General features: G+C 34.0%; 10 protein-coding genes. 3 read left to right on the top strand and 7 right to left on the bottom strand.

Annotation, left to right across the window (positions count from 1 at the left end):
• The first annotated feature begins 14 nt into the window (after nucleotides 1-14).
• The 3 genes from HJ01_RS16600 to HJ01_RS16585 all read left to right on the top strand — a co-directional run bounded on the left by HJ01_RS16600 (nucleotide 15) and on the right by HJ01_RS16585 (nucleotide 3,399).
• Complete coding sequence (locus HJ01_RS16600) at nucleotides 15-692, top strand: metal-dependent hydrolase (RefSeq protein ID WP_007139671.1); 678 nt, start codon at nucleotides 15-17, stop codon at nucleotides 690-692.
• 135 nt (nucleotides 693-827) lie between these two features.
• Nucleotides 828-2,033, top strand: a complete 1,206-nt coding sequence (locus HJ01_RS16595; protein WP_007139669.1) for a tetratricopeptide repeat protein — start codon at nucleotides 828-830, stop codon at nucleotides 2,031-2,033.
• 310 nt (nucleotides 2,034-2,343) lie between these two features.
• Nucleotides 2,344-3,399 carry an o-succinylbenzoate synthase gene (locus HJ01_RS16585; RefSeq protein WP_007139667.1) on the top strand — a complete coding sequence of 352 codons (1,056 nt, stop codon included), beginning with the start codon at nucleotides 2,344-2,346 and terminating at the stop codon, nucleotides 3,397-3,399.
• On the opposite strand, the gene HJ01_RS16580 is transcribed toward HJ01_RS16585, so the two are convergent.
• The 7 genes from HJ01_RS16580 to HJ01_RS16550 all read right to left on the bottom strand — a co-directional run bounded on the left by HJ01_RS16580 (nucleotide 3,383) and on the right by HJ01_RS16550 (nucleotide 12,167).
• The gene (locus HJ01_RS16580) at nucleotides 3,383-5,110 is read right to left on the bottom strand and encodes a PAS domain-containing hybrid sensor histidine kinase/response regulator (protein ID WP_007139666.1); all 1,728 of its coding nucleotides are present in this window, start codon (nucleotides 5,108-5,110) and stop codon (nucleotides 3,383-3,385) included. The two genes, HJ01_RS16585 and HJ01_RS16580, sit on opposite strands and share 17 nt — an antisense overlap.
• A 618-nt stretch (nucleotides 5,111-5,728) precedes the next feature.
• Nucleotides 5,729-6,628: a mechanosensitive ion channel family protein gene (locus HJ01_RS16575; RefSeq protein WP_007139664.1), complete on the bottom strand. Its 900-nt coding sequence runs from the start codon at nucleotides 6,626-6,628 to the stop codon at nucleotides 5,729-5,731.
• 5 nt (nucleotides 6,629-6,633) lie between these two features.
• Nucleotides 6,634-7,443, bottom strand: coding sequence for a mechanosensitive ion channel family protein (locus HJ01_RS16570; RefSeq protein WP_007139663.1), 810 nt, complete (start codon nucleotides 7,441-7,443; stop codon nucleotides 6,634-6,636).
• Between the two features lie 55 nt (nucleotides 7,444-7,498).
• Complete coding sequence (locus tag HJ01_RS16565) at nucleotides 7,499-9,241, bottom strand: APC family permease (RefSeq protein ID WP_007139662.1); 1,743 nt, start codon at nucleotides 9,239-9,241, stop codon at nucleotides 7,499-7,501.
• Between the two features lie 597 nt (nucleotides 9,242-9,838).
• Nucleotides 9,839-10,282, bottom strand: a complete 444-nt coding sequence (locus HJ01_RS16560) for a DinB family protein (RefSeq protein ID WP_007139660.1) — start codon at nucleotides 10,280-10,282, stop codon at nucleotides 9,839-9,841.
• Between the two features lie 11 nt (nucleotides 10,283-10,293).
• Nucleotides 10,294-10,755: a nuclear transport factor 2 family protein gene (locus tag HJ01_RS16555; protein WP_007139659.1), complete on the bottom strand. Its 462-nt coding sequence runs from the start codon at nucleotides 10,753-10,755 to the stop codon at nucleotides 10,294-10,296.
• Nucleotides 10,756-11,078: 323 nt separating this feature from the next.
• Nucleotides 11,079-12,167: an alkene reductase gene (locus tag HJ01_RS16550; RefSeq protein ID WP_007139658.1), complete on the bottom strand. Its 1,089-nt coding sequence runs from the start codon at nucleotides 12,165-12,167 to the stop codon at nucleotides 11,079-11,081.
• Between the last annotated feature and the right edge of the window lie 149 nt (nucleotides 12,168-12,316).

The raw sequence follows: 12,316 nt of genomic DNA, 5'->3' as shown, positions 1-12,316 counted from the left end.
AAAAATAGATAATTATGAAAATTACATTTTACGGACATGCGTCTCTTGGAATCAAAGTAGGAGGCAAGCATATTTTAGTTGATCCTTTTATTTCTGGAAATCCATTGGCAGCGCATATTGATGTAGATAGTTTAAAAGCGGACTACATTTTATTGACTCATGCTCATGGGGATCATGTTTTGGATGTGGAGGCTATTGCAAAACGAACTAATGCTATTATTGTTTCAAATGCTGAGATTGCTAGCTATTATTCTGCAAAAGGGTTTCAGGCACATCCTATGAATCATGGCGGAAGCTGGAATTTTGACTTTGGGAAAGTGAAATATGTAAATGCGGTGCATTCTAGTTCATTTCCTGATGGCACTACCGGAGGTAATCCGGGTGGTTTTGTTATTGAAGGCGAGCATAAAAACATATATGTTGCGGGTGATACCGCGCTTACTATGGACATGAAGTTAATCCCGATGCGCACCAAGCTCGATTTAGTCATTCTTCCTGTTGGTGATAATTTCACTATGGATGTTGAGGACGCTATCCTTGCCTCTGATTTTGTGGAGTGCGATAAAATATTGGGGTATCACTATGACACCTTTGGATATATAAAAATCGACCATAAAGAAGCGATTCAGAAATTCTTTGATAAAGGAAAAGATTTGATGTTGTTAGGAATAGGCGATAGCATCGAATTGTAATTTTTTTTTGGAGCTATTTCCAGCTGTGCGTTGCAATCTTTTACACTTAGAACCTGAAAAAAAATCAGGTTCTAAGTGCAAAAGGATTTGCACTTCCATCTGGGCTAGGGCATATTATTAATTAAGAAAACAGAGGTGAAGAAAATAGTTTTTGTGCTATTCATTAGCATTTTTTATCAGTCGGCTTTTGCTCAAAATGAGGGGTATTGGGATAAAGAAAGAGCTACGACCAAGGAAATAATTATTTCCGCACGGGATCGAATCATGGTTAAAACCGACGATTTTCCCATCGGAACTACTGAACTGATTTATAGAATCACCTTACTCGATGATAATCAGCAGTTGGCAGGAAGTCTGGTTTCAGTACTAAAATCAATTCCGGATCCTACCGGAATCAGTCAGGGATCTGCTGGAGCAGTATTTTTGTTGTCAAAAATATCAGGAGACGATAAATGCAAGTATGCTATTTTCTCATCAAATGAATTGGCTTTGGATTATCAGAAATCTGGAGATATCAATAAGGCCTGTTTGGCTCAGGAAACCCCGATAAGTAAAGATGCTAAACGTCTTTCACTTGAAAAATCTACTTGTTTGCAATCGGGTACTGGAAATTTGTGGTTTGGTTTCGAAAGTACGAATTGGATGATGAAACAAAAAATCATTCTCGAAGTGGTGCCTTGGGTAGACACAAAACTCAGCAGAGGATGGACCTTAGAAAACCGTAAATTGATAATAAATCAATGTAAAACTTCGGTATTAGCCAGTAAAATGGTTAACTCAGATGATTTTTGCATCTGTCTTGAGGAGAAAATCCAAAAGCAATACAAATTCCAGGAATTCCAGAAGTTGCTTGTTATGGAGCAAACTAAAGCCTATAAGGATTTTGGAAATAGCTGTATTAACGAAGCGGGAGTTTCTAAGGGTGTTTATGATGATTTACGTGCGCAAGGAGTGCGTCTAAGTAAAAAAGGCGATTACGGCAACGCTATTATGCAGTACGCAAGAATAATCAACGACGGAAAGGCAACCGCTTTAGATTATAATGCGATTGGCTTCAATTACATATTAACCAAACAGTTCGGGAAGGCAATCAAATTCTTAAAAGAAGGAGAGAATCTGGACGGTGCTGAGTTGCTTGTAAAGCTCAATTTGGCACACGCTTATTTGTTGAATAATGAATATAGAAGTGCTAAAAACATCTACAAAGAATACCAGTCTCAAAATGTGACAACTAACTTGAGTTGGACTGAAAAGGTACAACAAGACTTTGTCTTATTTCGAAGAACCGGATTGCCATCGAATGATTTTGAGAAGGTTTTGAAGCTGCTACGGACTGAATAGCTTTTAAAAAGTATTAATTTTTAATATATAAGTCATTTAAGTTTTATGATGTTAATTATAGAAAAAATATAAATCAAAAATAAGCATGAAAACAGCAGTTTCAATTACACGTTATTTCGGTTCGTTTATTCTTTTAGTTGGAATAAGCTTAAATGTTAAAATGTATTTTTTTAACGAACGACCAACTTATATGTTTACTATATTGAGTTTTTTTGGAGCTTTATTAATTGGAATTTCATATTTGATGAAACCAAAAGTAAAATCTAAATAAAACGATTCGCCATTCAATTCTCAGATTTTACGATTCACTATGAAAGCAACCTACCATAAATACATACTCGATTTCAAGCGTCCTTCAGGAACCTCTCGAGGTGTAATGACTGAAAAAGAGACCTGGTTTATTGTGTTAGAAAAAGACAATAAAACGGGAATAGGCGAGTGTGGTATTCTTAGAGGCTTGAGTGTCGACGACAGACCGGATTATGAAGCTAAATTGAATTGGACCTGCGAGAATATTCATCTAGGAGAAGAAGGTCTTTGGGAAGCATTAATTGCCTTTCCTTCGATACAGTTTGGGGTTGAAATGGCTTTCCGGTCTTTGAACAGTGAGTCGCCGTTTTTGTTGTTCCCTTCAGAGTTCACCAAAGGGTCAAAGTCTATTCAAATTAATGGACTTGTATGGATGGGGGAAGCCGCTTTTATGAGGCAACAAATAGAAGAGAAACTGGCTCAGGGTTTTCACTGTATAAAACTAAAGATTGGAGCGATAGATTTCGAGAAAGAACTACAGTTATTGGGGTATATTCGGGATCATTTTGGTCCAGAAAAGATCGAAATTAGGGTCGATGCTAATGGTGCTTTTAGTTTAAATGAAGCTTTAGTTAAAATAAATCAACTATCTGAATTTAAGCTACATAGCATTGAGCAGCCTATACGAAAAAATCATACTGACAGGATGGCAGAGCTCTGTAAAACGACTCCTTTACCTATCGCGCTTGATGAAGAGCTAATTGGTGTGTTTACATTGGAAGAAAAAGAGCAATTGTTAAAGAAAATAAAGCCTCAATACATCATTTTGAAGCCTAGTTTTATAGGTGGTTTTCGCGGTACAAAAGAGTGGATTTTATTGGCTGAAAAGCATCAAGTACAATGGTGGATTACGTCCGCTTTAGAGAGTAATATTGGATTAAATGCCATAGCGCAATGGACCTTTTTACAGCATAATCTACTGCCTCAGGGGCTTGGAACCGGGGCACTTTACACCAATAATTTTGACTGTCCCTTAGACGTATCGGAAGGACAGCTTTGGTATAAAAAAGACTTGGACTGGAATTTTAACTTAACTGATATTATAGAGAGATCTTAGTTTTGGACTTAGATTTTGCTGCAACTATTTGTTTGTTGATATGATCAATTAACTGGTTTTTATTAATTGGTTTTGAGATGTACCCATTGCCACCAACTTCAATAGCTTTTTCAGCTTCATCAGTAAATACGAAAGCACTTTGAGTAATTATTATTACCTCTTCGTTGAACTCTCTTATTTTTTTAATCGCTTCGTAACCGTTCATTACTGGCATTTGTATATCCATTAAGACGATGTCAATATCTGGATTTTTTTTGCACAAATTTACTGCTTCAAAACCATTTCGGGCTATTAACAAGTTTTCCCCAAATATTTTTAAAATCTTAGAAATAAATTTTAGCGAAATACTGTCATCTTCTGCGACAAGTATTTTTAATTTTTGCGTCTCAGTAGGAATTATTGGTATTTGGATTTCTTTGTCAATTTCGTTTGGTTTTATAAAAGGGATTTCAAAATAGAAAATGGCCCCATTGTTTACGTTGTTTTTCCCCCAGATTTTTCCTCCTAGAAGTTGAACGTATGATTTAGCAATATATAAACCCAAACCGGCACCTTCATAATTTCTATTTAAAGAATCGTCTTCTTGTGTGAACCTTTCAAAAATGAGGTCTATTTTATCAGAGTTGATGCCAATACCCGAATCCTTTATATAGAAAGTGATAGCATTATCGTTCTTAAAGCAGCCTATCTCAATTGATCCGGAGTCCGTAAATTTTATAGCATTTTTAAGTAAATGTGATAGTATGGAATACACTTTTTCTTCATCGGTTCTTATAAAACTTTCCTCGTCTTTTAAAGTATTACTTATTTTAAGTTCAATATTCTTTTGTTTCGCTTCTAATTTAAAAAAGTTATATATAGCAACAATTTGATCTTTAATTGAACTTTCCTTGTAGGATAGATTCATTTGCCCTGATTCTATTTTTGAAATGCTAACGATATCATTGATGATATTTAGCATTCTACTGCCGCTCTTTTCGATTACTTTAATGTATTCCTGTTGTTCTTCCCCAGTTAGTTTAGGCTCTTTTAAAAGCTCTGTAAAGCCTAAAATGCCATTCATTGGAGTGCGAATTTCATGACTCATGTTAGCTAGGAAAGCAGACTTTAAACGATCGCTCTCTTCTGCTTTCTCTTTTGCATAAATTAATTCAGCGTTAATTTTTTGTATTTGGATAATACTCTCGTATAATTCTCTATTTCGTGTTTTCAGTTTTGTATTAAGATCTTTTAATTTTTTTTCAGCTAATTTACGTTCCGTTATATCTTGAAAAAAAATAACCAGTCCTTCTTTACCTGGTATCACACGAATTTCAAACCAACGGTCCCAGGGATCATAATAATCTTCAAAAATGATTTGTTTCTTGGTTTTCATTGCTTTGTAATACACCTTATGGTATGGTTGTCCCAAAGAGTCAGGAAATATAATCCAAGCATTCTTTCCAATGAGGTCTTCAGGCTGTTTTCCAAACATTATAGCCGCTTTTTGGTTTACAAAGGTGTATTTCCAATTGTTGTCAATAGCAACAAAAGCATCTGACATGTTTTCTAAGGATTCTGTTAGTCTTTCATTTATGTGCTCGATTTTATTTTCATTAAATTGATTCTTGTTGGCTATTGTGTCAAAGAGTTGTTTTAACGAATTGTAATCTTGCTGTAGAGTATAATAATCAGGATTAACTATATTGGGATTTAAATTCTTATGATCCATTTTTAATAAATTAGAGTGAGGAATACATATGGATGCATGCCGTAGCAATTTTTAAAAACATATAAGTCTAATATATAGTAGATTGTGGGATTATAAATTTAATCAAAAAATAGTATAAACTTCAAAAAGAATTGTTTTTTTTTCTACAAAGAAGAATTTTTAATTACTACATGTTTATAAGTGTGAAAAAAAGAATGACTGAATACATTTTTCTAGCAAATTCGCCAATAGTCATTCCTTTTACCAAAATAGAGAAATAAATAATAACATAAGTAATGGTGACTCAAATATCTTTATTAAACTGAAGATCGATCGAATGAGCAAGAGCAATGGAGATTCCGCCTCTTATATCACCCCAAGTTAAAATGAGTATTGTTTTTTAGCTGATTTTTTCTTTCAGCCGCACCACTATTGAAGGTATATATCGAAAAATATCTCGTGATTAGCGTAATAAATAATACGATAACAGCTGCAAAAAGTATTTTTTGGTTCGTTTGTAACACTAATAAATCTAAACCGATTTAAGCAAAGAGAAGCGCATTTAATATTCTAAAGTAGATAAAGGCAAAGCAGCGGATAAGACTATTAGAATTGAAAAAAGATGAAATAAATCCATAGCTAATTTTTTACATTGACATTGAAGTCAGGGGCTTGTACTAATTGGAATGTTGCCGAAGCCATTTTTACTTCGCCATTAGTAGCTTCAATTTTTGTAAGAATTTTAGTGAATAATATGGTTTTTGTGGCCCTTCTTTTTTTATAGTCAACAACATATCGTAGTGTATATTCTGCCCAGTTATCATTGGCAATCAAGGATATCATAGGGGCAGTTTGTGCATCCTCTAAACGGTATTTAAATTGAAGTGATTTCCATTTTTGCTTTGATTTTTCGGTTAAATCACCAGCAACCTCAATACCAGAATTTAATATTATTTCTTGGGCTTTTTCATAGTTACTACCATACTGGATAGGAATTTTTATTTCGTCCCACAAAAAGGGGAAATCACCGGAATAGTTAAATACAGGCTCTTTAAAAACATAACTATTGGCGATTAATACAATTCTACCATTATATAAGTCACCATCAACCCATTGTCCCGTTTCCATGATAGTGGTCCTTAAAACGCCAATATCCATAACATCACCCTTTATTCCGCCCAGCTGAACGCGATCTCCTGAATTGTAGAATCCACCAAACATGATAGCTAACCAACCAGCGAACGAAGCAATAACTTCTTGTAATGCAAAGGCGATTCCTGCTCCAGCAACTCCTAGGGCAACTGTAAGGCCTCCTAGTTTTTCGGTAAAAATAATGCCTAAGAAAATAACAGTTGCTAAATAACCAACGAAAGTGCTGATTTTTTTGGCTTTGTAGCGGTTATCATTGTCTTTGATTTTTGAAAAGAGATTTTTTTGGACTACTTTTATTAACATCCAAATTACCGCAACTCCTATAAGAAAGGTTACGATTTTACCAACTGTGGGATTGTATAGGTATTTTTGAATCTCTTCTTCCATTTTTTCTAGTTGTTGATGTGAACTACCCTTTGAGGAAATGGTATAGTGATATTGTTCTCTTTGAATAATTCAAATATTTTTATTCTCAGATTACTCTTTGCATTCTCGATTCGAAACAACTCTTCAGACCAGAATATTACCGAGAAATTTAGGGAGGAATCTCCGAAGTCTGTAAAACGAACAAATGGAATAGGCTCTTTCAAAATGCCTTTTTGACTGTCAACAGCTTCTTTTAAAACTTGTATGACTTGCTGTATGTCTGAAGAATAATCAACTCCGACAGTGACTTCAAAACGTGACGCAAAATCGTTGTGCGTCCAATTTATTAATTGGTTTCTAGTTAAGTCGGAATTTGGTAAAATAATATATTTATCGTCCCTAGTCAGAACGATGGTGGTTCTCAAATTAATTTCTTGAACGGTACAAACTAATCCATTTAACTCGATAACATCATTTACTTTTACGGAGGAATCCACCAAAAGTATAATACCAGATACGAAATCGCTAAAAAGATTTTGTAATCCCAGACCAATTCCTACCAATAATGCAGCTGAACCAGCCACCAGAACAGAGAGATTAAAGCCAAAGAGCTGCAACCCTGAAATGATTGAAATTACTATAATTAAATACCTAACTAAGCTATATATTGAGTATTTTTTGGCAACATCAATTTTATCGATCCTAAAAATTGCTTTCCGGATGATTTTCAACAGAAGAGTAACGACAACTAAAAACACAAACAGTTTTAAAATGTTAATTACTTTAATGTTAAAATCACCATCTTGAAAAAGCGTGTAGTCGATAATTTTTTTCATGTGTTTTTATTTTTCCGATTTCAAGATCAATAGTGCACTATATTCCTAAATAAAGTTACATAATTAAACGTACCCCTCCTAATTCAGCTACTCTATAGGAAAAGCGGTCTCCAGGAGAACCAATGAACATGAAATTTTTTGGAATTCCCCATTTTTTAGATAATTCGTCGATTATTGTAGGACCAAAAATACCATCTAACTCGATGAACTCGATGTCAATCTCTGGATAGGCTCGATCTAATACTCTAAGGTCTGTGATAAGAAGATCATTGTTTTCGCCTTCGCTTTTTATGTTTACGATCTTTAATTTTTTTGTTGTTTCATTATTCTGAACATATTGCATTACTTTATTTATAATGGCAACATCATCCCCTTTAGTAAAAAAAACAAGCTCTTGGGAACTGATTTTCAAATTCATCTTCATTAAATAACGATTGCTGAAAATTACCATTCTTCTTAAAGGTTTGTAAAAATATTCCAGAGCATCTATTAAAACTTTTATAAGAAAGGAGCGATTAAGCATTATAGATATAAACAACAATGAAGGGATTAGGTATTTTATGAATGTATAAAACGAGCTGACGTTCAATTGGATGTTTCCTATAAATGCTGCAACGATTAAGGATACTGCAAAAACAACTGCGATTCCTCTGGCTTTTTCAGGTCTTGGTAATTTTTTACGTTTAAATTTCAATAATAGATTTCCAATACCAAAAAGTGCCATCACTGCTAAGAATGAGAAAGTATATACTCCGGCCAATGCAAGAAGATCACCTGCAGTGACGAATAAAACAGATACGCATAATATCAAGAAGCTAATAATTATTCGATAATTAGACCCACGTTTGTTTTGCTTCAAAAAGTAATTAGGTAATATTCGATCTAATGTCATACGATTTAACAAGCCCGAAACCCCAACAAACGAAGTTAAAACGGCTCCACACAGTACTAAAACAGCGTCGACTGAAATTAGATAAGCTAACCAAGAACCTCCTGTGGTATGCCCTAAATATGCCAATAATGACTCTTGATGTTCTCCTACTTGGGCAAGAGGAATGATACAAATTAATAGTAATGCGATTACGGGATTAAAAAAACTTACAATTGCCCACATATTACGGAGTGTTTTGGGAAAAACTCCTTGTTGTTGCTCTTCGACAAAGTTTGCCGAACTTTCAAACCCTGAGATTCCTAGCATAGCGGCCGAAAATCCTAAGAAAAGAGCATTTACTATTCCACCCGTCGAGACAGGAAGACTCCAATTAATATTAAAAGTGTCTAGTCCAGTATTAAAAATAAACCAAGACGAAGCCAGAACTAATATCGTTAACGTTGAGAGGTGAATAATGAAAATTACTACTGCAACAATTGCTGATTCTCCGATACCTAAAATAGCCAGTCCAGTAAATGCAAGTAAAACAATAATTGTAGCTATCATGATATTAATTCCTGGAATTATTCCATGTAGGTAATGCATTCCTTCTGAAGCAGATATTACGGCGGTGGCCATATAGGACAGTACAGTTAAAGTTGCCGCAATGGAAGCTAGTCTTTTGGAAGCGGTATTTAATAATACATTGTAAGCACCACCGTTAAGAGGAATTGCACCTACAACTTCTCCATATATTTTTCTAAACAAAAATAATACAACAGCGACTAATAATAATGAAATCCAAGCGTACTGACCGGCGTACATAATTGTAAGGGCCGATACATAGAGACAAGAGGAACTTATATCATTTCCACAAATTGCCGTTGCTTGTAATTCGTTTAATTTTTTGTGTAATACTTTTTTCATTATATTTTAGATTTAACTCAATATTTATTCTTAAACATGATCCGCAAGATAATCATTTGTGATAAATAGCCAAATAAGAAAGTAATTCCTTTTTTATAGGGAATACGTGCTAAGGAGGTCTTGACACAAAAAGGTAATAGTTACTAAATTCTTTTCATCAGGAAAGAGGAAGTAAAATTATGAAATTAGATAATTGATTTTTAGTTATTTAGGTTTATTTTATTTTTATTTATTTGGTAGGAATGTAGTTTTATGGGCTATATCCTAAAAAATACTATAATATGATGGAAGGTGATTCAGTTTTATAGAGGCGTACTCATGGTGAATGTACCCAAAGAAAGAAATAGTTGTGCAGAATTGTTGCCTCTAATTATATTCCGTTTCATTTTTTTGAAAACCCCAGCAAAAAAATCATTCTGAAAAGGAATCGCCTTTGGATATTTTGAAATGAAGAAATGCAAGTGGTGAGTTATCCATAGACGAACACGAATAACGAAAAAACACACTCGGAAGCAAGTAGTATTTGAAAATTTTTCTCAAAAAAAGAATTGCTGGGTTGTATTTATAGGATCATTTTACTTGAATAGAAAGTATGTTTTAGTCATTCAATAAACGCCTGTGATAATTTATTTGTCCAAGATGATAGGTTAGGTGAGTAGTCAAGTGGATTAACATAAACTCGGTCGATGTTTTTTCATCAAATACCAAAGTAGGGAAGTCCATTTTCAATTCCTCTTCTGATAATTGGTCTAAAGATTTGTTAACTATATTTATAGTTTCTTCGATTTTTTTAATCAGCTCTGTTTTAGAGATACCCTTTGATGAAAACTCAAGTTCTCGGTCTCTAACATAATTTGATTTCCCAATAACGCTTCCAATATAGGTATTAAGATTACCTACTAAATGCAAACAAAGATTTCCAGCAGAATTAGTTATTCCTTTCTGGGTTTTCCAGATATCATTGTCATTGTTGTAAAGTTCAATTTCGGATTTTAGCCTATTTAAATCTCGGTAAAAAAGTGTTTTTAAAATTTTAACCATTATATGTTGGATTATTTATATTTTTTAAGGGATGAAACCGCCTTTTCGTTTATCTTCTTTTGCATATGCCCGGTCCAGCCAAATAATACTCCTGTTATTCCAAAAGCTTGCTTAGACCATTTCCATAGATCAAAGTCATCCGTATGTTTTATAATTAATCCGTCTTGAAAATGGAAACGAGCCTGGATTACATTTATAACTTTTCTGTTGGTCTTGCTAAAGATATAGGATGCGGTCCATTGGGCTGCGCCAACGTACTCGTCGGCTTTTATATCTGAAACATCAATTTTCAAAGCTCCTTTGCTGCTTTCAATAAGCATTTTCCACATTTTGGAAACAGTACCTCCCTTCAGTAATCCGAAAACTGGATCACGAAAAGCAATATCTGGGTGATAGCATTCACTCATAGTGGAAGCATCACCGTTTGCAAAAGCAGAGTAGAATTTGACAATGATCTTTTCGTTTTCCGTCATATTTACATAGAATCAGATGTAAATTTAAGGTTTTTTTTGATTCAATTTTGATTATTCAAAAAATATGATGTAGGAAAATTATTAGCATAATAAAAAATAATTGAAGTACCATCTTTAAGATCTAATACAAAGCATACTAAATATTTACTTTAGGCTATAGTTATGACTATTGGAAAAGTGATCAATGGTTTCGTTATGGTATACTTGCAATTAATCTTTGTTAGCCTTTTTTATCAGCTAATAATTTAATATGAAATATTGATTTTACATTAAAGTCATTTTCGACGAATTCGGATAACGAATTCGGAATAAATAAAATAAAATCAGGGTTTGTAAGATGGATAATCAGTATATCCTTTTTCATCAGCCGTGTAGAATAAATCCGCATTAAGGTCCTGTGATAAAGGCCAATCATTTTTGAATCGTTGGACAAGATCAGGGTTATTGATATAAGGTCTCCCAAAAGCCACTAAATCGGTCAGCCCGTTTTCAATTGCCTGTTCAGCAGTTTCCATGTCATAACCGCCACACTGAATAATTGTATTTTTAAAGTTTTTGCGAATCATTTTTTTTATTTCTGTTGGTACTGGTGGAGCTCCCATAGCGGAATGATCGACAAGATGAATATAGGCGATGTCAAGCTTACTGAGTTGTTTTGATAAATAGTCATAAGTCTCGTCTATTTCTGGATAATGTGGCATATCACTAGCCACTCCATATGGAGATAATCGGATACCCGTTTTTTCTTTTCCAATTGCTTTTGCTACTGCTTTTGTGACTTCAAGAACAAAACGGCAGCGGTTTTCAATACTTCCTCCGTAATTGTCGTCACGGATATTACTTACTGGAGAAAGAAACTCCTCTAGAAGATAGCCATTGGCAGCATGCAATTCGACACCATCAAACTTAGCGAATAAAGCATTTTCGGCCGCAGATATAAATTCCGTTTTGGCATGAATTATGTCTTGTAAAGACATTTCTATTGGCGTCTCAAAATCTTGTAGATTTTTTAAGTCGGTCCACATTTGTCCTGCAGCTTTTACGGCGGAAGGTGCTAATATCTTTGATCCTGCAGGCATGTTAAGCGAATGGCTGATTCTTCCAGAGTGCATTAATTGAACAACTATTTTCCCTCCATTTTCATGTACTGCTTCAGTAATTTTTTTCCAGCCTTCAACCTGCTTTTCGCTAAAGATACCTGGAATTCGGGCATAGCCCAGCCCGTTAGCTGAGGGTGCTGTTCCTTCTGTAATGATTAGACCTGCATTTGAACGTTGTTTATAATATTCAAGCATAAGTTCGTTTGGAATATTTTTTATTGCTCGGCATCTTGTCATTGGTGCCATAACAATTCGATTTTTTAATTCTATGGAACCCACTTTTTCAGTTGTAAATAATTTATTTTCTTTCATGTTTCTAAACTATTATGTTGTTGATATAAAGATAATTATATTTATTGAGTTAGGTATTGTAATTCTTCATAGAATTAGTTCTAATGTTCAATAAACAAGTTTTTTTGTTTTTAATAGGTTTAATTTTTAATAAAATACATTTTCTGTTT

The organism is Flavobacterium frigoris PS1, assembly GCF_000252125.1.
In the GTDB taxonomy this organism is placed as follows: Bacteria; Bacteroidota; Bacteroidia; order Flavobacteriales; family Flavobacteriaceae; genus Flavobacterium; species Flavobacterium frigoris_A.
The sequence above is the reverse complement of the archived record's forward strand: the minus strand, read 5'-3'. Positions and strand labels throughout refer to the sequence as shown.